The organism is Blautia sp. St.27G3 (assembly GCF_059728505.1).
The window spans coordinates 140,452-164,852 of sequence record NZ_BAAGFO010000003.1; the positions used below are offsets into that span (position 1 = coordinate 140,452).

At 45.9% G+C, this 24,401-nt stretch carries 22 protein-coding genes; 10 read left to right on the forward strand and 12 right to left on the reverse strand.

Annotated features, from left to right (window positions below; genetic code table 11):
* Positions 1–44: 44 nt before the first annotated feature.
* From AC6I2O_RS14580 to AC6I2O_RS14615, 8 genes are all read right to left on the reverse strand, one after another.
* A complete protein-coding gene (locus AC6I2O_RS14580) occupies positions 45–1,016 on the reverse strand; it encodes a phosphoglycerate dehydrogenase (RefSeq protein WP_120392970.1) in 972 nt (323 codons plus the stop codon).
* A 338-nt stretch (positions 1,017–1,354) separates the two neighbouring features.
* The gene (locus AC6I2O_RS14585; RefSeq protein WP_120392969.1) at positions 1,355–1,993 is read right to left on the reverse strand and encodes an ABC-2 transporter permease; all 639 of its coding nucleotides are present in this window, start codon (positions 1,991–1,993) and stop codon (positions 1,355–1,357) included.
* The gene (locus AC6I2O_RS14590; protein ID WP_120392968.1) at positions 1,990–2,844 is read right to left on the reverse strand and encodes an ABC transporter ATP-binding protein; all 855 of its coding nucleotides are present in this window, start codon (positions 2,842–2,844) and stop codon (positions 1,990–1,992) included. Before AC6I2O_RS14590 ends, AC6I2O_RS14585 begins: the two co-directional genes overlap by 4 nt.
* 92 nt (positions 2,845–2,936) lie before the next feature.
* Positions 2,937–3,311: a GntR family transcriptional regulator gene (locus AC6I2O_RS14595; RefSeq protein ID WP_120392967.1), complete on the reverse strand. Its 375-nt coding sequence runs from the start codon at positions 3,309–3,311 to the stop codon at positions 2,937–2,939.
* 212 nt (positions 3,312–3,523) lie between these two features.
* Positions 3,524–4,777: an alanyl-tRNA editing protein gene (locus AC6I2O_RS14600; RefSeq protein ID WP_497743052.1), complete on the reverse strand. Its 1,254-nt coding sequence runs from the start codon at positions 4,775–4,777 to the stop codon at positions 3,524–3,526.
* A complete protein-coding gene (locus tag AC6I2O_RS14605) occupies positions 4,725–4,898 on the reverse strand; it encodes a hypothetical protein (protein WP_497743053.1) in 174 nt (57 codons plus the stop codon). Before AC6I2O_RS14605 ends, AC6I2O_RS14600 begins: the two co-directional genes overlap by 53 nt.
* 150 nt (positions 4,899–5,048) lie before the next feature.
* Positions 5,049–5,795 (reverse strand): copper homeostasis protein CutC, encoded by a 747-nt coding sequence (locus AC6I2O_RS14610; RefSeq protein WP_120392966.1) that lies wholly within the window; start codon positions 5,793–5,795, stop codon positions 5,049–5,051.
* A 60-nt stretch (positions 5,796–5,855) separates the two neighbouring features.
* Complete coding sequence (locus AC6I2O_RS14615; protein ID WP_497743054.1) at positions 5,856–7,295, reverse strand: M81 family metallopeptidase; 1,440 nt, start codon at positions 7,293–7,295, stop codon at positions 5,856–5,858.
* A 113-nt stretch (positions 7,296–7,408) separates the two neighbouring features.
* On the opposite strand from AC6I2O_RS14615, the gene AC6I2O_RS14620 reads away from it, so the two are divergent.
* Complete coding sequence (locus tag AC6I2O_RS14620; protein WP_497743055.1) at positions 7,409–8,647, forward strand: PucR family transcriptional regulator; 1,239 nt, start codon at positions 7,409–7,411, stop codon at positions 8,645–8,647.
* Here the strand turns inward: AC6I2O_RS14620 and AC6I2O_RS14625 are convergent.
* From AC6I2O_RS14625 to AC6I2O_RS14635, 3 genes are all read right to left on the reverse strand, one after another.
* Entirely contained in the window at positions 8,637–9,464 is an 828-nt protein-coding gene (locus tag AC6I2O_RS14625) for a carbohydrate ABC transporter permease (protein ID WP_120392963.1), read from the reverse strand. The genes AC6I2O_RS14620 and AC6I2O_RS14625 overlap by 11 nt on opposite strands.
* A complete protein-coding gene (locus AC6I2O_RS14630) occupies positions 9,457–10,389 on the reverse strand; it encodes a carbohydrate ABC transporter permease (RefSeq protein ID WP_497743056.1) in 933 nt (310 codons plus the stop codon). Before AC6I2O_RS14630 ends, AC6I2O_RS14625 begins: the two co-directional genes overlap by 8 nt.
* Positions 10,390–10,487: 98 nt before the next feature.
* The gene (locus AC6I2O_RS14635) at positions 10,488–11,789 is read right to left on the reverse strand and encodes an ABC transporter substrate-binding protein (protein ID WP_120392961.1); all 1,302 of its coding nucleotides are present in this window, start codon (positions 11,787–11,789) and stop codon (positions 10,488–10,490) included.
* Positions 11,790–12,067: 278 nt separating this feature from the next.
* On the opposite strand from AC6I2O_RS14635, the gene AC6I2O_RS14640 reads away from it, so the two are divergent.
* The 9 genes from AC6I2O_RS14640 to AC6I2O_RS14680 all read left to right on the forward strand — a co-directional run bounded on the left by AC6I2O_RS14640 (position 12,068) and on the right by AC6I2O_RS14680 (position 22,984).
* Complete coding sequence (locus tag AC6I2O_RS14640; RefSeq protein ID WP_497743057.1) at positions 12,068–13,021, forward strand: DUF1177 domain-containing protein; 954 nt, start codon at positions 12,068–12,070, stop codon at positions 13,019–13,021.
* A 333-nt stretch (positions 13,022–13,354) separates the two neighbouring features.
* Positions 13,355–14,392, forward strand: coding sequence for a galactose ABC transporter substrate-binding protein (locus AC6I2O_RS14645; RefSeq protein WP_120392959.1), 1,038 nt, complete (start codon positions 13,355–13,357; stop codon positions 14,390–14,392).
* An 88-nt stretch (positions 14,393–14,480) separates the two neighbouring features.
* Positions 14,481–15,986, forward strand: a complete 1,506-nt coding sequence (locus tag AC6I2O_RS14650) for a sugar ABC transporter ATP-binding protein (protein ID WP_120392958.1) — start codon at positions 14,481–14,483, stop codon at positions 15,984–15,986.
* 18 nt (positions 15,987–16,004) lie between these two features.
* Positions 16,005–16,997 (forward strand): galactose/methyl galactoside ABC transporter permease MglC, encoded by a 993-nt coding sequence (locus AC6I2O_RS14655; protein WP_120392957.1) that lies wholly within the window; start codon positions 16,005–16,007, stop codon positions 16,995–16,997.
* 61 nt (positions 16,998–17,058) lie between these two features.
* Positions 17,059–17,238 carry a hypothetical protein gene (locus AC6I2O_RS14660; protein WP_120392956.1) on the forward strand — a complete coding sequence of 60 codons (180 nt, stop codon included), beginning with the start codon at positions 17,059–17,061 and terminating at the stop codon, positions 17,236–17,238.
* 163 nt (positions 17,239–17,401) lie between these two features.
* Entirely contained in the window at positions 17,402–19,027 is a 1,626-nt protein-coding gene (locus AC6I2O_RS14665) for a response regulator (protein ID WP_497743059.1), read from the forward strand.
* Positions 19,024–20,829 carry a sensor histidine kinase gene (locus AC6I2O_RS14670; protein ID WP_120392954.1) on the forward strand — a complete coding sequence of 602 codons (1,806 nt, stop codon included), beginning with the start codon at positions 19,024–19,026 and terminating at the stop codon, positions 20,827–20,829. The genes AC6I2O_RS14665 and AC6I2O_RS14670 overlap by 4 nt, the downstream gene beginning before the upstream one ends.
* A complete protein-coding gene (locus tag AC6I2O_RS14675) occupies positions 20,826–21,815 on the forward strand; it encodes a sugar ABC transporter substrate-binding protein (protein ID WP_497743061.1) in 990 nt (329 codons plus the stop codon). Before AC6I2O_RS14670 ends, AC6I2O_RS14675 begins: the two co-directional genes overlap by 4 nt.
* Before the next feature lie 80 nt (positions 21,816–21,895).
* The gene (locus tag AC6I2O_RS14680; protein WP_120392952.1) at positions 21,896–22,984 is read left to right on the forward strand and encodes a galactose ABC transporter substrate-binding protein; all 1,089 of its coding nucleotides are present in this window, start codon (positions 21,896–21,898) and stop codon (positions 22,982–22,984) included.
* A 144-nt stretch (positions 22,985–23,128) separates the two neighbouring features.
* Here AC6I2O_RS14680 and pepT read toward each other — a convergent pair whose 3' ends face one another.
* Positions 23,129–24,376: a peptidase T gene (pepT, locus tag AC6I2O_RS14685; protein ID WP_497743062.1), complete on the reverse strand. Its 1,248-nt coding sequence runs from the start codon at positions 24,374–24,376 to the stop codon at positions 23,129–23,131.
* Positions 24,377–24,401: the final 25 nt, after the last annotated feature.

A 24,401-nucleotide genomic window follows, 5' to 3' on the forward strand; every position in this document is an offset into this window, starting at 1 on the left:
ACCGTTATCTTATCATATTCTGTTTTGCCCTACCACAGCGTATTTCACTCATTTACACAGTGTTCCGGCTCCTGCCCCTGCAAAACCCGGATAATGTCACGTGCCGCTGCCATACTCACATTATAATATGCCTCCTTTGTCTCTGACCCTGTGTGCGGCGTAAGAATCCTGTTTTCACATTTTAAAATCGAGGCGTCCGCAGGAAGCGGTTCCTCCTCAAACGCGTCAAGTGCCGCTCCCGCAAGTTTACCAGAAAGCAACGCCTCTGTCAGAGCCTCAAGATCTACCAACGCCCCCCGCGCCGTATTTACAAGGCAGGCACCATCCTTCATAGCGGCAATCCGATCTCTGTCAAAAAAATGATACGTCCTTGGTGTTGCCGGAATATGAATACTGACAACGTCACTTTTTGAAATGACCTCCTCCTGCGTCGTAAGCCTAACATTGAGCCGTTTCGCCATCTCTTCATCCGGGAAGAGATCAAACGCAAGCACAGTCACATCGAACCCCTGTAGTTTTCTGGCAACCAGGCGCGCAACTGCCCCAAATCCCAGAAGCCCTATTGTCTTCCCTCTGAGCTCACCGCCGACGCAGCGTTTCCATTCTCCTTTTTCCATATCCTGATGAAGCGGGAGCACGCGGCGAAGCAGATTCAGAATAAAGGCAACTGCCAGTTCTGCCACTGCATTTGCGTTCTGTCCCGGCGTATTTAATACCTTCACGCCATACCTTTTTGCCATTTCTCCGTCAATGTTATCCACACCCACACCAAATTTTGCCACTGCTTTCAACCCTGGAAGCGCCCGGTATTTCCGCTCATCCCGATAGTCATCCATTCCGATCAGCACCGCAGCAATATCCTCCCGTTCCGGGCAATTCTCGATTTCCTCTGTCGTATACGCAGGAAACGGCTTCTTTGCGTCAAAGATAACACCTATCCCCTGTGCTTCAAACAACTTCCACGCCTCAACACACAGGGTATCAAAATGCGACGCGGATACCAGTACTTTCTTCATATCTCCTCCTTTTCTCCGTTTTATCTTATCTCCTTTTCACCTGTAGTATAGATATGATAGCACAATCTTTTTCTACTGTCTATCATTTATATGTTATAAAATCTAACCCAACCTTTTATTAAATTTTACTAATCCCATTTCCAGGTTCTATCTGACAATGCCCAGCAGCGTTCCCCTGAATGAACCTCTCCTGTGTTTCTATTTCAGAATTTATCTGTCATATAAAAAAACGCATCAAAAAAACTGCCGCGCAACTTTCACTTTTGATGCAGACGGTATGTTTTTCAAATATCCATCCTGCCTCAAAACTTATAGTTGCACAGCAGCTTATTTTATCTTTAAATACTGTTCTTCCTGTTTTCGTTTGACCGCATATCCCTGCGCCCATACATCCGAAAACTCATCCACATAGACAGTGGGAGCAACAGGATTCCCACTCCAAGCATCCCTATACTCAGTTCCATTTCTGTCAGTGTAACCTTCAACGGGAGTTCCAACTCGCCCAGCACAAGCCCAAGTACCGCCGGAACCAGAAAGATTAACATCAAAAATGTCCTGCCCTTTTCTGTCCCGAACCGGAAAATTATCGGCAATACGATATCAGCCGCTAGAAGACCAAGCGCCACAAAAATGCCGATCTGTCCCAGAAATTCCATCGGTTCTGTTTGCAGATACAGGTTTAATCCAGTAAATACCAGCATACCAACGCCAAGAATCAAAAATGACACCACATATTTGGACAAAACAAGCTCCCTTTTCCCAATCGGCATAGTAAGCGCGTATTTATCCCACCCAGCTCTTTCATCATATGCACAGGAGGTAATTGCAATCAATATTGAAAAGATCGAAAGGACGCCTCCGAGAAAGGACGGATTTTTTTCCATTCCTGCAACTACGGTCCACACTGCGATAATCAGTGCATACAATTTGGCCTGAACTCTCAGATTCATAAAATCTTTATATACTAAACTCATCATAATCTTTTCCCTCCATGTTTTACATGATACAACATAATATCTTCGATCGTCGCAGGATCTTTGATATAGCCCTCAGGCACCCGCCCCCGCAGCACCAGAGCCTCCGTTCCAAAACTGCTTTTACGCATGCCGATCACCGCTGACGGATCAAGGCAGGACAATTCCTGTTCGCTGCACCGCACAATCACATATTTATCCAGCAGCTCTGTCTTTTCTTCACTGAAAACCACTTTGCCTTCATGTAAGAAAGTAATATAGTCGCAAATCTTTTCCAAATCACTTAAAATGTGCGAGGAAATAAAAATGCTGTGACTCTCATCCTGAATAAAATCCAGAAAAATATCAAGAATCTCATCCCTCACAATCGGGTCCAGGCCACTCGTCGCCTCGTCAAGAATCAGCAACTTACTGTCATGAGAGAGCGCCACTGCAATAGAAAGTTTCATCTTCATTCCCCGCGAGAAATCCTTCACACATTTACCCTCCGGCAAACAAAATTTCTGTTTCAGTTCTTCAAACCGCGCTGCGTTCCATGTCTTGTAACATCCCTGCATCATTTTCCCAATTTCACGAAGTTTCAGACACTCTGGGAAATTGCATTCATCCATGACAACACCAATCTGCTCCTTCAATGCCCGGCTTTCCGTTGTCAGATGTTCCCCCAGTACTTTGATCTCGCCGCTGTCTGCTTTTGCAAGATCAAGAATCAGCCGGATTGTCGTACTCTTCCCAGCTCCATTCTCCCCGATCAGTCCCATAATACAGCCGGTCGGCAACTCCATATTCACGTGATCCAACTTGAAATCTGAATACGTTTTCGTCAGATTCTTAATTTCCAGTGCGTGTTCCATATCTCCTCCATTTCCGGCGGCAAAGCCTCCTGCTCCTCTTTTTCAAAACAATATCTATCCATATTTTCTATAATATTTCTCTAATGTACTCGTCATTCTCCCGTGTAAATCAGCTCCAGCATATCCTGCAGTTCCTTCAAACTCAGCGAGCATCCTACCGACAACTCTACAATTTCCTGCATGTGCTCCTCAATTCTGCGCAGCTGCTCCTCCCGGACAAAATCCAGATTTTTCCTGGCAACAAAACTTCCTTTCCCGGGAACGGTTGCAATAAACCCATCCCGCTCCAGCTCCTCATATGCCCTCTTCGTCGTAATCACACTGATACGCAGCTCCTTTGCCAGAAAACGCATCGAAGGAAGCGCGTCTCCCTCCTTCATTTCTCCGGCAAGAATCTTGGATTTCATCTGCGAAGTAATCTGATCATAGATGGGCTGGCGACTGGAATTACTGATAATAATATTCAATCCGTATCCTCCCTCCCGATAATGTTTAACTGTACTTATTTTGTCATACTGTATATATTCATTATATACAGTATGAACAGATTGTCAATACTATTTTTTAATTAAAAAGAAGGAGTCGATTCTCCGGAATCGAGGCTCCCTCTTCATCATTTTTATCAACAGATTTTATAAAATAAATTCCATCCACTTTGTTCCCTCATTCGCATTACCATTCATGCCTGTCCGTCCAGCGCCCTGCGAATTTCGGATTGCATCCCTTTCAGTGACCCCTGCACCATCTCAGGCTTTCCACCGCCCTTCCCTTCAAACGTAAGATTCAACCGTTTCGCAAGATTCCTCGTATCAGCACTTCTGCTTCCTATAATATATCGATATCCGTCCAAATCATTTCCCACAAATGCAGCGCAGATTCCAGAGCACCGCTCCATGGCATCGTTGACAAAATTGCGCACCGCAATTGCATCAAAGTCTTCCACAAAAATACATACCGTTTTTTCTTCCCCTGTGATCCCGGACAGTTTTTCCGAAAGATACGAGGCCTGAAGCTGATTCAAATGTTCCCGTAGCTTTTGTATCTGCTGCTTCTGGCGAAGCACCGCAGCCCCTATCTCCTGTGGCTTTGCTGACAATGCGCTCGAAACCTCACTCACACTGTTCTGTTTCATCTGATAGTCCGCCAGCGCCCTTATTCCGCTTACCATTGTCATTCTGCATCCGCCACGATGCCGGTCACAGGTCAAAATCTTAATCAGGCCGATCTCACCTGTACGGTTCACGTGCGGCGCACAACAAGCACAGACATCCACCCCCGGAATCGAAACAATGCGTACCTGGCCTTCAATCTCAATTTTGCTGCGATACACCAAATGCTCCAGCTCTTGCGAGGTCGGATAAAGGATTTCTACCGGAAGGTTGTCAAAAACTGCACGATTCGCCAGAGTCTCCGCCTCATGCACCTGTTCCCAGGTTAGTTCTCCGTTAAAATCCAGCGTCGTCACATCTACGCCCAGGTGAAAGCCTACATTATCATATCCATGCAAACGATGTACAATCCCGGATATGATATGCTCCGCGGTATGCTGCTGCATCCGCATAAACCGTTCTTCAAAATCCAGCCTTCCAATTACACACGTCCCCGGCTCAACTGGTCGGTCTGTCTTGTGATAAATGATTCCGTTCTTTTCCTGTGTATCGCATACCACACCGAGCAGTGTTGCGCTTCTTCTCTGCTCCAAAAAAGAGGTCTCCGGCTCTGTTTCCGCTACGGCCGCCTCATACAGCCAGCCGCTATCCCCGTCCTGTCCTCCTCCCTCCGGAAAAAAAGCCGTCCGGTTGAGCACCACCTGGTATCCGCCTTCCGTCTTTTCACAAGATCTGACAACTGCCGTAAATTCTTTGATTGCACTGCTCTGATCAAACAGTTTTTCCGTAACATCCACCTTTTGCATCGTCTTTTTTTCTTCCATAATCTATTTCTTTCTCCCCTCTTGTATTTATCTTCATCCATACGCAGGCCGCAGACACATTCACAGCATAATACCTGTTCTTTTTTACGTTTAATGTAACAAAAAACTCCTGTAAATACAATCCCTCTTCCTGCATCCGGACACTCTACAAAGGCAAGACCATACGAAATTATTTTCCAAAATCAAAACCAGGGTAGTGTCCACAAAATACAAGAGCCTTCTCCACCTCCTGTTTTTGTATCCATCACCCTGGCTTATTTTAAAATTATGTTTACAATTCTTCCAATACAGTCCGCGCCCTGCGCACGTTCTCCTCCCCGGTCCGGAAAATCGTAAATTCATCAAATAAAGGAAGCCCCATGCTCACGCCCTCTTTCCGATATTTCATAGGGCTTTCGATCTTTTCTTTTCCAGACATATGGAACGCATGCGCCTTCGTATACGGTTGCAGATCCCGGATCACATCCGCGTCAACACCGCCGCCGATCAGGATATCCGTTTTTCCTTTTTCCATCGAAACAAGCTCTCGCAAAAGTTCTTTTCCCTCACGGCAGCTGTTTCTCTGGCCCGACGTCAGAATCGTATGGATTCCAAGCATTTTGGCCTGCTCCATTGCCTGATACGGATCTCGACACAAATCAAACGCCCGGTGCAGCGTCACAGACATTGTTCCCGCAGCTTCCATCAGTATCTCCATACGCTCCAGATCCAGCGTTCCATCCTGTTTCAAAACACCGATTACCACTCCCTCGGCACCGAGCCCACGAAACTGCTCTACCTCTCGTTTTATGATTTCAAACTCATAATCTGTATAACAGAAATCACCAAATCTCGGACGAATCAGAACATGAATTCGGATATCCGATACTTCCCGCACTTTCTGAAACAGACAGATTCCCGGCGTCGTCCCCCCTATGAGCAAATTTCCGCACAGCTCGATTCTGGTCGCCATCCCGCTCTGTGCTGCCAGCACGGATTCAACGGAATCCGCGCACACTTCCAATACAAAATTATTCACAGTCCGATTCCTTCTTTCCGCCTCTATCTCGTTTTGCAAAACGCGTCCTTACTTTCTTCATCATTCATAAGATTCCAGAATCCGCTTTTCATCCGCCACACGCTCCAGAGGTTCCATTGGCCTTCTTACACGCCTGTAATCCAAAAGCGTCAGTTTCTGCGCACAGTTACCCGGCGTCAGCGCCATAATATAGTTCTTTGCCACACGTTCCAGCGCCGGCGTCAAATACCCCTGTTTTACAACAAGGATTCTGTAATCAGAAAGCTTCAAATGATACTTTTCCAGCACTTCCTCTGACGGTACTGGAAGACGTTTCGCAAAAACCAGAATCGTCACCCCATCCTTTTCCAGAATTGCAGCCTCCGGTCCCTCTTCACCGCAAAAGGTCTCCCGCACCACAGCGTTATGAAGCATTACCACTTCACTCTTTTCATCCATGGTTCTTCCGAGAGAAACATCCGTGACGCTTCCTGCGTTCAGCTCACAAACTTTTTGTACCGCAGGCCGGTCAACCATGGCCGCGTACAGGACATCCTTCACACCGCTCTCCAAAATTATCTTGAGCATATACGCATTGTCGCCTGTCGCCCCTGCTGTGATATTATCTGCGGAATCAGACAGGATTGCCGGAAATATTCCCCCCTGGTCAAGCGCCAGCAATGCTTCCTTCGGCTCCATTGACACACCCTGGAACGCAAACTCTTCCCGACGCTCCCAAATTTCCTGCCCCAGCTTTTTGGCTGCTGCCACGCCATCCTTTTTGTCTCCAATGCCCGAAAGTACGATGGAAACTCCGCCCTGCGCACAGTCAACCCATGGCATTCCTGCAAAGAAAGAAGCACACCATACGCCTTCTGCACGTTCGATCTCGCCGAGACGGTCTATCATTTCCTTCCCGATTCCTGACGAAGTCATCATATTTTCCCCCGGCATCATAAAAGGCAGCCGGACAATCTCTGTCCACGGCTTTTCTCCTTCTTCAAGCGCCCGAATCAGCATTTCTGCTGTTTTAATTCTGGTTTCTTCTATATCAATATGCGGCGCTGTGCGATAACCATATACAATATTTGCAAGCCTGCATAAGGTATAGGTATTGTTCGCATGAAGGTCAAGAGCCACCGCAATCGGCACGTCAGCGCCTACCCGCTCCCTGATCTGACTAATCAGAAATGCATCGCCGCTTCCAATAAACTCTACCTCCAGGGCGCCGTGGGAAGGAAAAAACACACCATCCACAGAACCGTCTGTCGGAAGCTTTGCAAGCATCTCTTCCGCCATTTTCCGGAAGTCTTCCAGTTTTAAAATGCCGCCCGGAAGCGCATCCGCATACAGTCCTGGCAGGACCTCATAGCCGGCATCCTGAAGCTCTTTTACTCCGGCCATCCGCCGAAGCAGCTCCTCCCCCTCCCAGTAATCATCAAAATCCTTTTTTTCTGACATTAATGCAGTAAAAGAATTACTTTCCTGGTGCATTCCTGCCACAAATATTTTCTTTTTCATTCATTTACTCCTCTATTCCCGAATCAGCAGTTTTTCTTTTCATTTTTTATGAAATCAGTTATACTGTTAAAAACTGTTTACACCTTCCTATCACCACACAGCCAGGAGGCAATATGAGCCGCAAAAAAGTCTCAAACGAAATCATTTATCAGGAATTAAATAATCTCACAAACCTGTATTACCATAATTGCAGCATAAAAGAGCTCTTAAAATATATTTCCGATACTGCAAATCTGTCCGTCATACTGACAACCTCTTCGTTCGGCGTGATCTCCACCTACTTTTCAGAAGAACAAATGGCAGAGCTCTCTATGGACCAGATTGTCCCTCTGTACACTACTCCGGGAGAATCTGACATTATTCCGTTCGAAATTGCCGGAAAACTGTCTGTCTATCTCACGCTGCAGCTTCCTGACAGCAAACATTATTTATGTATCGAATCCAGATACGAACATATTGATAAATATCGAAAATTAATTATCAAAAATGCTCTGCCCTTTCTGGCTCTCCTGCTTGAAAAAAGAAGACTGGAACCGTTTAACCAGAAATCCTCTCATTTCAGGCCGTTTTTCCAGATTTTCAAGGACAATGCGTCCCAAAATCTGGAAAGCATTCAACAGCTCTGCCACCATTACCAGTTTGATTATAACCTGAAACGCGTCTGCATGACCGTTCAGCTGCAGACAAAGATCACACCGGATGAGCTGAAAAAGCTGTCCAAAACGATCGCAAAACAGCTGTGCGACCACAAAATCTTTTTGATTTATGAGGACAACCTGATCTGTGCCTTTTTTCTTTTTCCACCCTCTCATCAGGAACTGGACGCTATCACACAGGCTTACATGGCTTCCATTGCGCTTTTTGACCAGATAAAAGCAACAGCTGAAATCCGAATCGGTATCAGCTGTGCCCACTCCGGCGTGGAAACTTTATATCTATCCTACAAAGAAAGCATGCAGTCCATTGAGGTACAGAAGCAGCTTCGCCTGCCATGCTGTGCATCCTCTTATTACGAACAGACTATTTTTCATCTGCTGAATATTCCGCAGCTGTCGTACTTCCGGAATCTGGCACACGATATTCTTCTGCCCCTGATCCAGTACGATACCGAGAATCATACGAATTATTATCAGATACTGCAAGCCTATTTCCGCAACAACTTCAATATACAAAAAACGGCAAAAGAGCTTTTTATCCACCGCAATACGCTGTCCTACCGGTTGCAGCATCTGAAGGAACTGTTGAAGTTCGATTTTGATTTTGAGCACAACATTGACGCACTTTTCACCTTGTATCTGTGCATCTGTGTGCACGAACTTGGTTATTTCAAAAGTCCAACCGCTAACCCTTAATACCGGAATTCATACTTCCTTCGATAAAATACCTCTGCAGGCAGAAGAACAGGATTACCATCGGAACAATCGCGATAACGGCTGCCGCCATGAGCAGCGACCAGTCCACACCGTACGTATTCGTAAACTGGCTCAGTCCGAGCGAGATCGTCCATTTTTCTGCTCTGTTCAGGTAAATCAACGGGCCCATGAAATCTGTCCAGGACCACACAGCTGAAAACAGTGCAACCGTTACGATCGCCGGTTTGACGAGTGGAAGCGCGATTTTTTTATAAACCCAAAATTCCCCGGCGCCATCAATCCGTGCCGCTTCCAGAAGCTCATCCGGCAGATTCATATAAAACTGACGCATCAGGAAAATAAAGTAGGATTTTCCGAGAAAGTCCGGCAAAACAAGCGGAATATACGTATTAATCCATCCAAATTTTGCACTCATACTGTACAGCGGAATCATCGTGACAGAAAACGGCAGCATCATCGTCGCAATCACGAGCAGGAATACTTTATCTCTTCCCGGCCACCTCAGCTTTCCAAACGCATAACCGATCATCGGCGCTGAAATAATATTTCCAATCACGGCAAGCCCCGTTGTCTGCAACGTATTCAGAAGATATTTCAGATACGGAATCGCCTCAAATGCCGCCGTATAATTGCTCCACAGAATGTTTTTCGGAATCCACCGCGGCGGACTCAAAAATACTTCATCCGAACCTTTCAGCGATGTACTGATCATCCAAACAATAGGAATAAAGAAAAAGGCAGCGACAAGAAGCAGAATCGCATAGATTCCGACTCTCTTTAATTTTTTCTTACTCATCTCTTCCGCCTCCTCCGTAATACACCCACTTTTTGGATGTTGCAAATAAAATGACGGTAATCAATATCATGCCTAGCAGCATGATCACAGCCAAAGCACTGGCGTACCCGAATTTCAGATACCGGAAACCTTCATTATAAATATTCACAGCATAAAACAGCAAAGAATTCTTTACGCCGCCGAGCATACCATTCCCCTTAGGTTCGATTGCCGCCACCATGTAGGACTGCGTAAACGTCGCAAATCCAACAATAATACCATTGATCAGCTGGAAAAACGTCACATTGGACAACATCGGCCACGTAATATAACGGAATTTTGCAATCGGTCCGCCGCCATCCAGCTCAATTGCCTCGTAATACTCGGTCGGAATATCACCGATTCCTGCCAGGTATACAATAATCGTATTGCCGACTGCCCAGAGCGCCATTAAAATTGCGGCCGGCTTCGACCACTGTGCCGAAGAAAGCCATAATGGCTGAGGTACACCTAATGTCTTCAGGAATGAATTTACAAGACCGTACTGCGGATTCAACATCCACATCCAGATAATTGCATTCGCAACAGGCGATACAATGGACGGCAGATAAAACAAGGTCCGGAAAATTCCGCGGCCCTTTACTTTGGCATTCAGAAGAATAGCCGAAAAAATAGACAACGCCAGCTCTAAAGTCACGCCAACAACAACAAAATACAGGGAATTATACACAGACTGGTAAAAATTCTTATCCTGAAAAATATTCCTGTAATTTTTCAGTCCTGTGAACACAGGTGGTTTCATGAGGTTATACTCGGTAAAACTGTAATAAATTGTCGATACAATCGGATACAGGCTGAACAGAATCAGCCCTGTGATCCACGGAATCAAAAACAGAATTGCCAGACGTATCTGTGGCCTCTGCATATGATATTTGCTTTTTTTCATTCTGGTCACCTCTTTGTTGACACATTTTTTGCCACACTGAAAAAGAAGGCCGCTGCACGAAAATCCCCATTGCGCAGCAGCCCATCTTTTTTATATTCCTATCTGGATTCTTTCCATTCATCAGCCAACGGCTGCAGTTCATCATAAAGATCAGCCATTGCTTCCTCTACAGTTTTATCTCCGCTGTAAACCGCTTCTTCTGCAAGTCCCTGATAATCAGAATACTCTGCGCTGAACGGCACTGCCGGGAATGCTTTTGCCTTTCCTTCCAGCACGGATGCTACAAACTTTTCAAGCTGCGGTGCTTCACTGATCAGTGTCTCAGACTTCAGTGCGGAATATGTGGTCGGAAGGCTGCCTTTTGCTGCACAGAATTTTACGTAAGCATCATCCGATGTCAGATAATTGATTACATCGAAGGCCGCCTCCGGGTTCTGGCTTGTAGCTGTAACGGAAAGCATACCGCCCTGCAGTCTGCCAGAACCTGCAAGCTCCGGCTGGCTCTCTGTTACCGGAACGCTCACGCTGCCCCAGTTCAGATCATCTGATGCGAACTCATTGATAAAGTTCTCAAACCACTCGCCTTCAATCGCAAATACCACTTTCCCCTGGAAGAAAGCATTGTCTGAAGATGCATATGCGCCAAAGCCGCTCTTAAATTTCTCTACTTTTTCTCTGTCATAATTATCATAAAAACTTGCTTTGTATGTAATCGCATTTACAAACGCATCTGTCTTACACGTTACTTCATCATTCTCAAAATCATAGAAATCTGCGCCGAACAGATACGGCATTTCCACACGGTCAATCCACGGATAATCCGGAACATAACCAAGTCTTGTGTAATCACCGTCCGCATCAGTAAGAACTGCCTTTTGTGAAATTTCAGCCATCTCTTCCAGCGTTGTCGGCGGCTCTACGCCAAGCTCTGTAAGAACATCTGCATTATAGAACAGCATATAGGAATCCATCGTAAACGGAATACCATACTGAACTCCGCCATACGTTCCCAGCGCATACTCTGACTCATAAATATTGGAAACATCCATTCCTGTCTGTGCAATATACTCGTCAATTTCGCTCAGCATGCCCGCCTGTGCCCATTTGCTGCACGTTGTATCCGCTGTGTATACAAGATCCGGACCGGCACCGCTCGGGATAGCTGTCAGCATTTTATCTTCTGTCTGGGAGGATAAAACTTCTACATAGATTTCGTTCTGGCTTCCATTATAATCATCCACAACGGCCTGCAGAGCATCTGCCTCGCTTCCACTCCAGCTATGCCAGAATGTAATCGTCGTCTTATCTTCTCCGCCCTCTGCCATTACTGCCATAGAACCTGCTGTAACAACGGTTGCCAATGCTGTCACTACGCTAACTGCTTTCGTTAACTTCTTCATGATTTTCCTCCTTTTTCGGCTGCCGTATTATCCTGACACAATGCCCTGCGTCTTACGTCGGCAACAAACTATATTTTCGCTTTATTATACCTTACGCCATTTTCTTTGTCATGGTTTATTTGCATATTATTGCAGATAATTAATATGCATTATGCACAATATTGAAAAATGGATATATTTTCAAAAATCGCTGTATTTTACAGCTTTTTTTAGGTTGTCTTTTATTTTAAACCGTATTATAATGATGCTCAAATTACTAAAAGGAGGAAATAATTTCTATGTTACTCAAACAACTGACAGACGTTTTCGACCTGCTTGACCGCAGTACTGCTTCCGGCCAGGCAATGAAAGAATACCTGCTCTCTATAAACCCGGATACCAAAATAGAAGTTTTAGTTTTAAAGGGAGTCAATCCCCCCTATCAGACAACGGATGTAATCCGTATTTATATCCCAGGCAAAAACGGTAAAACAAACCAAGGCACATGCCCCACGCTCGGCATCATCGGGCGTCTCGGCGGACTCGGCGCCCGTCCGGAGATGACAGGCTTCGTCTCTGACGGCGACGGCGCATGCGCTTCCCTCACTGCTGCTGCAAAGTTGCTCGACATGCAAAAAAAAGGCGATACACTAGAGGGCGACGTGATCGTGTGTACCCATATCTGTCCCGACGCGCCCACTTCCCCGCACGAGCCGGTTCCATTTATGGGTTCTCCGGTGGAGATGTTCCAGAATAATGAAACAGAAGTTCTTCCCGAGATGGACGCGATTCTTTCCATCGACACAACAAAAGGCAACCGTATCATCAACCACAATGGCTTCGCCATCTCAAATACCGTAAAATCCGGCTACATCCTGAGTGTCTCCGAAGATCTTCTCGACATCATGCAGACTGTAACCGGAGCCATGCCGAAAATATTTCCGCTTTCCACACAGGATATCACTCCATATGAAAACAATCTCTATCATTTAAACAGTATCTTGCAGCCTGCCACATCCACCGACGCCCCCGTGGTCGGGGTAGCCATTACTACAGAAACCATGGTTGCCGGCTGTGCAACCGGTGCAAGCCAGTTTGTCAGCATCGAAAGCGCCGCGCGTTTCGCCGTAGAGACCGCGAAATTTTACGGTGCCGGGAAATGCCGTTTTTATGATGAAGAACAGTTCCAGATGCTGCAAAAGCTTTATGGTTCCATGGCGCATTTAAAAACAGAAGGAAAAAAAGAGCTTTAACATACATAAGAGGCAGTCAGGGGGCTGCCTCCTTTTTAATTACATTTCAATCATCTTAAACCGGTTTTATAAATACTCCCTCTCATATCCAGCGGAATCACCCTATCTTCCCTCAGGTTCCCGTTATCTTTCGTCATTTCCCCCAACCGCTTTCTTCCTATACCATAAAAACATACAATTTTTTCATTCATTTTTGTTTTTTTCTCGGTGACCTGCTAAAAAATTTATAGAATCAGGAGAAAAAATCGTATTTCCTTTTCAAGACTCATTTGTTATGATTACGACATCAACCAGTGGATTACACATCCACCAAAAATAAGGAGGAAGAAAAACATGAAAAAGAAATTTTTAAGCCTGATTCTTGGCGCAGCAATGACAGCATCTATGATGGTAGCTCCGGCTATGGCAGCAGAAGCTCCGATCGACCTGACAGGCGTTGACGTAGAAAACGCAAAAGTTGGTATCTCTATTTACAAATTTGACGACAACTTCATGACTCTGTACAGAACAGAGCTCGTTCGTTACCTGACAGAAGACCTTGGATTCAAAGAGGAAAACATCACTGTTACAGATGGTAAGAATGACCAGGCTGAGCAGACAAACCAGATCAACAACTTCATCACAGCTGGTGTTGACGTTATGATCCTGAACCTCGTTCAGTCCTCTTCCGCTCCGCAGGTTACAGACCTTTGCAACGAAGCTGGTATCCCGGTAGTTTACATCAACCGTCAGCCGGAAGAAGCTGAGTCTGACAGATGGGAATCTGAAGGCATCAAAGCTACATACGTAGGTGCAGATGCTAGACAGTCCGGTACTTTCCAGGGTGAAGAAATCCTTGAAACAGCTAACGGCGGCGATATCAACGGCGACGGAAAAGTTAGCTACATCATGGTTCAGGGTGATCCGGAGAACGTTGATGCTCAGTACAGAACAGAGTTCTCTGTTAAAGCTCTTACAGACGCTGGCGTAGAAGTTGAAGAGCTTCTGCTTCAGAGAGGTGACTGGGATCAGGCAAAAGGCCAGCAGATCGTTCAGGACGCTCTGACACAGTTCGGCGAGCAGATCGAAGTTGTTTTCTGTAACAACGACGCTATGGCACTCGGCGCTCTGCAGTCCATCCAGGCAGCAGGCAGAGTTGTTAATGAGGATATCTACCTTGTAGGTGTTGACGCTCTTACAGATGCTCTTCAGAACATCCAGGACGGCAACATGACAGGTACCGTATTCAACGATCACATCAGCCAGGCTCAGACAGCTGTTAACATGGCAGTTAACTACCTGAAGGGTGAAGAAGTTGCTCCGATCAACATGGTTGACTATGTAAAAGCTACTTCTGAAAACGCAGGTGACATTCTTGCACTGCTTCAGTAATCAAAGCTTTAAAATCAGAATAATTTAACAAACTCTATTTCGGGTGTGTCCTGCACGACACACCCGATTTTGTGAAGGAGAGAGTGGAATGGCAGAATACAGATTGGAAATGCGCGGGGTCAGCAAAAGCTTCCCCGGAGTCAAAGCGCTGGATCAGGTTAATCTGAAAGTACGTCCCGGTACAGTCCACGCTCTGATGGGTGAAAACGGTGCTGGAAAATCTACCCTGATGAAATGTCTGTTTGGTATTTATCACATGGATGAGGGTGAAGTCTACGTAGACGGAGAAAAAGTAAATATTGCCAACCCGGATGAAGCGTTACATAAAGGCCTGGCCATGGTTCACCAGGAGCTGCAGCCGATTCCGGCCAGAACAATTGCTGAAAATATGTACCTGGGCAGATATCCGACCAAAAAATGCGGACCGATCCAGGTAATCGATCATAAAACAATGAACGCAGAAGCCAAAAAATGGCTTGAAAATGTAAAAATGCCTTTTGACCCCAAATCTCAGTTAGGCAGTCTTTCTATTTCTCAGATGCAGTCTGTTGAAATCGCGAAAGCAGTTTCTCAGGAAGCACGCCTGATTATCCTGGACGAGCCAACATCGTCTCTGACAGACAATGAAGTAGAAGCTCTGTTCCGGATTGTAAGAGATCTTCGGGATCGCGGTGTTTCTTTCGTATTTATTTCTCACAAAATGGCTGAACTTCGTAAGATATCCGATGATATCACAATCATGCGTGATGGTACGTATGTAGGCACCTGGGAAATGAAAAATATCACAGACGACGAGATCGTTAAAAATATGGTTGGCCGTGAACTGACCAACATCTATCCTCCTCTTGAAAATACACCTGGCGAGGTTGTTCTTGAGGTTAATAATTTTACAAGTATTCATGACAACTCCTTTAAGGACTGTTCCTTCAAGCTGCGCAAAGGTGAAATTCTCGGTTTTGGCGGCCTGGTAGGCGCACAGCGTACAGAACTGATGGAAGCAATCTTCGGTATCCGCCACATCAAAAGCGGCGAAGTAAAACTGAATGGCAAGCAGCTTTCTATCAAACGTCCGCAGGATGCTATCAATAACGGTATCGGTATGATCACAGAAGACCGCCGTGGTACCGGTATTCTTGGCTGTCTGTCCATCGCTGACAATGTATCCATCGCATCCCTGAGTCAGTATGTTGAAGCCGGCGTTAAGCTGAACAAAAAGAAAATTGAAGATCTGGTACAGGAAAATGTCAAGAAACTGAGCATCAAGACACCGAGCAGCAAAACGCTGATTCAGTCGCTCTCCGGTGGTAATCAGCAGAAGGTTATTATTTCCCGCTGGCTGGCCAATAACCCTGACATTCTGATCATGGATGAACCTACCCGTGGTATCGACGTAGGTGCGAAATATGAAATCTACCAGATTATGATTCAGCTGGCAAAGCAGGGCAAAGCTATCATCATGATTTCTTCCGAAATGCCTGAGCTGATCGGCGTATCCAACCGTATCATGGTTATGTGTAACGGACGGATTACCGGTGAAGTAAGCGGCGATGAGGCAACTCAGGAAAATATCATGCAGTATGCGACTCAGTTCTAGGTAAAGGAGGAAAAATCAATGTCAAACGATAAGAAATTTGATGCAAAGAAATTACTGATGGACAACGGTATTATCGTTCTCCTCGCAATTCTTGTTATTTATGTAGGTATTACTGTTCCGACCTTCCGTAGCGTAAAGAACCTGTGGAACCTGGCAATCAATGCCGCTCCGCGTGTTATCATCGCTCTCGGTGTCAGCGGATGTCTGATTACAAAAGGTACGGATCTGTCCGCAGGACGTCAGGTAGGTCTGGCAGCATGTCTTGCCGGCGCTATGCTTCAGAAAGCGGAAACATCTTCCAAACTGTGGCCGAGTTTCCCGCAGCTTAACGTATGGATCGTTCTGCTCATCGTTATTGCAATCTGCTGTATCTTCGGTCTTATAAATGGTGTTGTAATTTCCTATCTGAATGTACCGGCCTTCATTGGTACGCTCGGTATGCAGCTTATTGTTTACGGTATTGTTCAGGTCATCACAAACAACGTTCCGCTCGGCGGATACCGTCAGGACTACATCACAGTTGCTCAGGGCAAAATTGCCGGCAGCGTTCCGTTCCTGTTTATTTATTTGATTATAGCAGCTGCTATTTTCTGGTTTATTTACAATTATACCCGTCATGGTAAATACATGTACGCAATCGGTGGCAACGAAGCCGCTGCTGAAGTTTCCGGTGTAAATGTAAAGAAAACCAAAATCATCATCTACATTACTGCTGCTGCTATGTATGCAATCGCAGGTTTCCTGCTTGGCGGCAAATCCGGCGGTGCTTCTACTGCTATGGGTAATGGTTACGAGCTGGAAGCTATCGCAGCTTGTACGATCGGTGGCGTATCCGTAAACGGTGGTATCGGTAAAATTTCCGGTGTTATCATCGGTGTTGCTGTATTCGAGCTTCTGAAGTCCGCACTTCAGTTCCTGGGACTCAACCCGAGCTGGCAGTACGTGGCACAGGGTGTCGTTATCGTAATCGCTATCGCACTCGATATCCGCAAGTACATCGCAAAGAAATAACTAATCGGGAATAATTTATCAGGAATTAACCTGAAAAAATATCTGAAAAAGAGGACATTCTATGAGCAGAAAACCAAGGCGTAGAAAAAAACGCGAAGTAGATCCGCGCAGTATACGCGAACGTGCCTACGACTGGCTTTATGACCATCATGTCACTGTAAAGGTAATGGATCGCTTGATTGCCGGACTGGCGATTTTTGGAATTGCTGTCGTAATATGCGGAATGATTTTTAGCAGATAAGATGAGGAGCGGTTTTCCCGGGCGGAGAACCGCTTCTTTTTCATTTTTTGAATCTTTCTTTACGGAATTTCATTGTTATTTTTGGGTTCACCCCTTATAATTAATCCTATAAAAATCCCTCACATTGTGAAAAAATATGCCATCTATACAGGGAGACATACACATGGACACCAAAAACGAACTCTATAACATTTTACTGGTCGACGACGAAGCAGACGTCCTCCAGGTTATGAAACGAAAAATAGACTGGGAGGCACTTGGCTTCTCGATGGTAGGCACTGCGGAAAACGGACAGGAAGCTCTGGAGATTGCAGAGCAGACGCACATTGATGTCGTGCTGACTGATATCAAAATGCCGTTTATGGATGGACTGACGCTCTGCCGTAAATTAAAAGAAAACTACCGGAACATGAAAGTGGTCATCTATTCCGGCTTCGACGAATTTGAATACGCACGCGAAGCCATCCACCTGGAAGCAGAGGAATATCTTCTGAAGCCAATCAGCTCCAAAGATCTGACTGAAGTATTTCGCAAAATCAAAACAGCTCTGGATCACGAAATCGCCGAGCGCCGCAACGTGTACCGGTTGAATGAATATTATCAAAAAAGTCTGCCTGCCATGCAGGAACAGCTTCTCACCAGTATCCTGGAAGGCCACACCACCGGAGAACGCGCCAAAAGTCTGTTGCAGACGTATGATCTGAATCTTGACAGCCCCTGCTATGCCGCCGCTATTCTCCGAGGCAGTTCTACCGGCGGAGGGGAAAATCCTTTACAGCTTTTGAATCTCTCTTTAATGGGGCTTGTTCAGGACTACCTGACCGATAAAATCCGCCACCACTGCATCAATTATCTGGACCGGATTGCTATCATTTTTCTGACTGAAACACCGGAAGCTTTAAGCAACATCCTCTATCACCTGGATCAGATCTGCAAGATGGCGGACCGCATACTGAAAATCCGCGTGACTGCCGCTGTCGGTCAGATTGTGACAGACTTCACAAATCTCACGGCCTCCTTTCAGGAAGCTGCAAATGCGATGGAATACCGCACCATCATTGCTGCCGAAAGTCAGGTAATCTATATCAATGATATTGAACCGCGCCCGGAAGATTCTGTGGAGCTTCCTGAATACAATTACCAGGAAATTCTTCGCGCCGTCAAGCTTGGCAACCGGGAAGAAACCTATCAGGCTATCCATCAGTTTATTAAAACGCTGCGCTGCCGTGCTGTCACGCCAAGCCAGTACCAGCTTGCCTGTATGGAACTTCTGACGGAATTTACCAAGGTAGGACGCTCCTATCAGCTGGACGTCCGCGATATTTTCGGACAGGAACGGGTACCGTGGCAGGAAATTGACCAGTTCTCTTCCCTGGAGGAGCTTGAGGCCTGGCTTCTGGATATCTGCACCAATCTGCGCCGCAAACTGCGGCATGAACGAAAAGACTCTACCATGCGACTTACGGAAAAGGCAAAAGAATACATTGAGGAACATTATATGGAAAGTGATCTTTCTGCTGATACGCTCTGCCGGTATCTGAATGTCAGCGCCGCATATTTCTCCACTGTATTCAAACGCGAGGTCGGACTTGGCTTTGCCTCTTATCTGACAAAAATCCGCCTGGAACACGCGGTGCAGCTGCTCTCCTCCACAGAAGATAAAACATATATCATCGCAGAAGCTGTCGGATATATGGAACCGAATTATTTCAGTTATGTATTTAAAAAGGAATTTGGTATTTCACCATCCAAGTACCGCGCAAACCTGAAAAAAGAGGTAAATGAATGAGCTGGTTCAAAAAACGCTGGAAATACATCAAGCACTACTACAAGCAGAAAAGCATGCAGTTTACGATCTCCATCTCTTTTACGCTCGTGACCGTAATCGGCATGGCGCTGCTCGGTATTTTTCTGCTTCGCAGCTATCAGTCTGCCATGGAAACTTTGGCTCTTGAAGACAATGAACGGCTTCTGAATCAGGTGGACATTAACCTGAACAGCTATCTGCGTAATATGATGCGAATTTCCGATTCTGTTTATTATAACAGTATCAAACAGATTGACTTCGGAGCTTCAGGTATTGACAACGACCTGAACCTTCTGTACGAAGCCAACAAGGACACCCTGGTCAGTCTCGCCTGTTTTTCAGAAGAAGGACAACTCATCAGCGCTGTCCCCTTCTCTTCTTTGAAGCCCGATATCGACGTTACAGAACAGGACTGGTTTTTAAAAGCTTCCGAGAAAATGGAAAATCTGCACTTTTCCGATATTCACGTACAGAATCTTTTCGATAACAGCAGTGACCGGTATTACTGGGTTATTTCCTTAAGCCGTGGTGTGGAAATCACACGAAACGGCAGCCTAGAAAGCGGTATTTTGCTCGTCGACATGGATTTCAGCGGAATCCAGCAGCTCTTCACAAAAGTAAATATCCAGAGCCCCGGATACGTGTATCTGGTAGACAGCAACGGAAAGCTGATCTACCATCCGAAACAGAATCTGATCTTTTCTAACTTAATTGAAGAGAATAACATACAGGATGCCGCACTGGAAGACGGCATTCACAAAGAATCGTTTCACGGCGAGGAACGTATGCTGGTTGTAAAAACAGTTGGTTATACTGGTTGGAAAATCATAAGTGTCACTCCGATCAAGCGACTGTACGGCACATTTTTCAGAAGCCAGCTCATGGCATTCCTTGTTGTCGCAATCGCAATTCTTGTTATGATTTTCCTGAATCAGCTTGTTTCGGTCCGCGTAGTCAAACCGCTGAAGCGTCTGGAAAATTCTGTGAAGGAAATTGACTTTTCACCCACTCCGCAGATTTACATCGGAGGGCCGCATGAAATCCAGCATCTCGGCAAAACAATTCAGTCCATGGTCGTGGAAATGCGTCGTCTGACCGATGATATTGTCCGCGAGCAGGAAGAAAAACGAAAGAGCGAGCTGGATGCACTGCAATCCCAGATTAACCCGCATTTCCTGTATAACACCCTGGATTCCATCATGTGGATGATTGAAGCAGAGAAATACGAGGACGCGATCTCCATGGTACAGGCGCTTGGAAGTCTGTTTCGCATCAGCCTTTCCAAGGGCAAAACATTAATCACGATCGAAGATGAAATCCGCCATGCCCAAAGCTACGTGGCGATTCAAAAATACCGCTATAAGAATCGCTTTGAAGCATTCTTTGATGTGGATAATTCGCTGACACATTACAAGACAATCAAGCTGATTATTCAGCCTCTGATCGAAAACGCCATCTATTACGGTATGGAATTCATGGACGGTGATGGCGAGATTCACATCCGTGTAAAACCGGACGGTGCAGACCTGTCCATCGAGGTGGCTGACAACGGCCCCGGGATTCCGACGGAACGGCTCTCTTCCCTCCTCACAGAGGAAACCAGGGAACGCAGCCGCGGCTCGGGCATTGGCTTGCGTAACGTTCACCAGCGTATCCAGCTTTATTTTGGCAGCGCCTATGGTCTGGAAATTGAAAGCGAACCAGATGAAGGTACTTTGGTACGTATCCGTCTGCCACTTTGCGAGGACACTGTTGAAAAAATAAAGGAGGAAGCGATCTTATGAAAAATAAATATTTTCGTTTTTCCTTCATCTTTCTTTTCATCAGCGCGATTTTTGCACTTGTCTACCTGATTCTACTGACGCCTCCCATTCAGGTTTCGTCCGGACACTACTCCGTCATTCTCTATCAGTACACAGACAATGACTGGACAGCTCTTCTTGAAGGAATCCGGCAAGCGGAAGAAGATACTAACGCGGTGGTCAACTACGTTACCATGCCATCTGGAGGAACGCCGGAAAATGAGCTGGAGCTGATCAAACGGGAAATTGAAAATGGTGCGGATGGTCTGTTGCTCGCCCCGGTAGACAGCGAAGCCCTGATGGAAGAAATAAAACAACTGGAAAAGCCCATTCCCATCTTAACGCTCGAAACAGGCCTTGGCTCACAGGACGCTGATATCTCAGCTGACAATTATAAAATGGGATACCTCCTTGGCACACGCGTGGCCCAGGACATGAAACAAACAGCTTCCACAGAGGTTTGCGTTATAACAGAATACATCCAACGTCAGAGCGTGCAGCGTCGTTTCGAGGGATTTGCAGATGCCGTCAATGAAAAAATCCCGGACGCAAATATCACCGAATACACCCGTTCCGTAGGAGACTACAGCCTGCCAGTCTGTATTGCCAATATGTACGGCCAGGGCTATGCGGGGGCCTATGTCGTTGCACTGGACAAGTACTGTACAGAAGCTCTGATTGACGCTTCTGACCACCCCCAGATTGCCCGGGAATTTGAAGATGTTTTCCGCCAGAGAGCCTTTGGAATAGGCAATACCCAAAAAACCGTTAGCGGTCTGGATTCCGGAAAAATTTGCGGACTTGTCTATCAGAATGAATTCAATATCGGTTATCAGGGCCTTCAGGCACTGATCCAGAAAAGTCAGAACAGGGAACTCATACCAACTGCCGAAATCAAATATTATTATGTCACAAGAGAGACCCTGTATGACCCGGAACACCAAAGATTACTGTTTCCGTTAAAATAGCTGCCGTGTCGTTCCAATCGCAAAGAAACGACGCAAAGAAACAACACAAAAAAGCTGCGCAACATATGGAGGAAAAACATATGACTCGTAAAATCATACGTCTGTTTCCGGTTCTTCTGATTGCCACTGCCTTCACCACAGGCTGCGGCGCAATTTCCGGACAGAAAGAAGAGGTAAAAAGTCTGAAAATCGGCATCAGCGTTTATGACCAGTATGATACTTTTATTTCGGAAGAAATTTCCCAGCTAAAAGCTTATGCGAAAGAAAAGGAACAGGAATGGGATATAACTATTACTGTGGAAGTTCAGGATGCAAACAAAGTTCAACTTACACAGAATGACCAGATGGATGATTTTATCCGACGTGGTTTTGATATTGCATGCATCAATCTGGTAGACCGCACCGACGCTTCCAGTATTATCGAGAAAGCAAAAATCGCCGGAGTACCGGTTATCTTTTTCAACCGTGAGCTCGTAGAAGAAGACCTTCAGCGCTGGGATCATCTCTATTATGTCGGAGCCGACGCTTTTGAATCCGGTATTCTTCAGGGTGAAATTCTTGCCGAGGCATGTGAAAAAGATTTTTCCGCTATTGATCGCAACGGTGATGGAGTGATTCAATATGTGATGCTCGAAGGAGAAGCCGGGCATCAGGATTCCATGGTCCGTACCTTATATGTAATCAACACACTAAAAGAAAAAGGATACCAGGTTGAAAAACTTGGTGATGAAATTGCCAACTGGAATCGCGCACAGGCTGAGACAAAAATGAATCAGTTTCTGAAAAATTTTGACGGTCAGATCGAAGTGGTACTTGCCAACAATGACGATATGGCGCTCGGCGCTGTAGATTCTCTGAAAAAAAACCTGGGTTCCAGGCGTCAGGCCAGTGAAGACGGGCATCCATGGCCAGTCGTCATCGGAATCGACGGAACCAAGGTTGGTCTCGAGGCATTGCAGGCAGGCGATCTGCTTGGAACCGTCCTCAATGATGCAAAGGGCCAGGCAATCAGTATGCTGGAGCTCGCGCGGTCCGTAGTTATGCATACCGAACTTCCGGACGATATCAAACTGATCGACGGAAAATATATACGTCTGCCTTATCAGAAAGTGACCGAAGAAAATGTAAATGAGATTATGTGGAACATGCAGATCAAAAATCAATCCTAATGCTGCGCATCGGTCTCATTCTGAACAGCGCTATCTTTAAAGCATAAAATATGCTCCTTTCTAAGTGACAAGTTTGATTTTTACTTGTCTGCCTGAAAGGAGCATATTCATTTTAAAATAACTTTTTTATTTGGATCGTTTTGCTTACGCGTGCCGCGCGTACACCTTTACCAGTTCTACCAGAATCTCCGCCGTTTTTTCCATAGACTGAATGGATGCAAACTCAAACCGGCTGTGTCCATACTGATAACCTGCACTGATATTCGGGCAGGGAAGTCCTCTCTGTGAAAGCGCCGAGCCATCGGTTCCGCCTCTCACTGCCTCGTTAATCATTTCTACGCCACATGCCTCCATGGCCTCTTTCGCATAGTCCACCATGTACGGCACCTGGCCCACTACCTTCTTCATACTGTAATAAGTGGATACATAGTTCAGTTCCACAGTTCCGCTTCCATACTGACGGTTCAGCGCATCCACACATTTTTGAACATAAGCTTTGCGCTGCTCAAAATGCTCGCCATCGTGGTCACGAATCAGGCAGCGAATAAAAGTTCTTTCTACAGTACCTTCAAAAATAAACGGATGGAAGTACCCTTCTCTTCCCTCTGTAAACTGAGGACGTTCAAACGCAGGCAGCATTTCCATGAACTGGCCGCCGATCTCCACTGCATTTTTCATGATATCTTTTGCAAAACCAGGATGCACATTCAGTCCGTTCACCGTTATCTGAGCTTCTGTTCCGTTAAAGGTCTCATAGCTGAAATGTCCTACTTCTTCGCCGTCTACCGTATAGGCAATCTCTGCGCCAAACCGCTCCAGATCCAGATTTTCAGCCAAACGTCCTACTTCCTCGTCCGGAGTAAATCCAATCTGAATCGGGCCGTGCAAAACCTCCGGATGTTTGCAAAAATATTCAGCCATTGTCATAACTACTGCCACTGCAGATTTATCGTCTCCGCCCAGCAGTGTCGTTCCATCCGTCATAATCAGATCATGACCAATATAATTTTTCAGCTTGGGATATACGGACTCTTCCATAATAATATTTTTCTCCGGATTCACCAAAATATCTCCGCCCTGATAGTTTTCCAGCACCCACGGCTTTACATTTGTGCCGGTAATATCCGGCGTCGTATCCATATGTGCCACAAAACCAACGGATTTTCCTGCGCCATCCGGCAGGTTTGAGGGAATCGTACCATATACCACGCACTTCTCCTCATCCATATAAACATTTTCTGCTCCGATTTCTACGAGCTCATCTCTGAGCATACGTCCTAAATCCTTCTGCTTTTCCGTAGTCGGTGTAGCAGTAGTCCCTGCCAGAGACTGTGTATCTACTTTTGCATAACGAATAAGCCGTTCCCTCACCTGATCATAAAATTCAGACATTACCGTTCCTCCTTAGTTCTTTTCA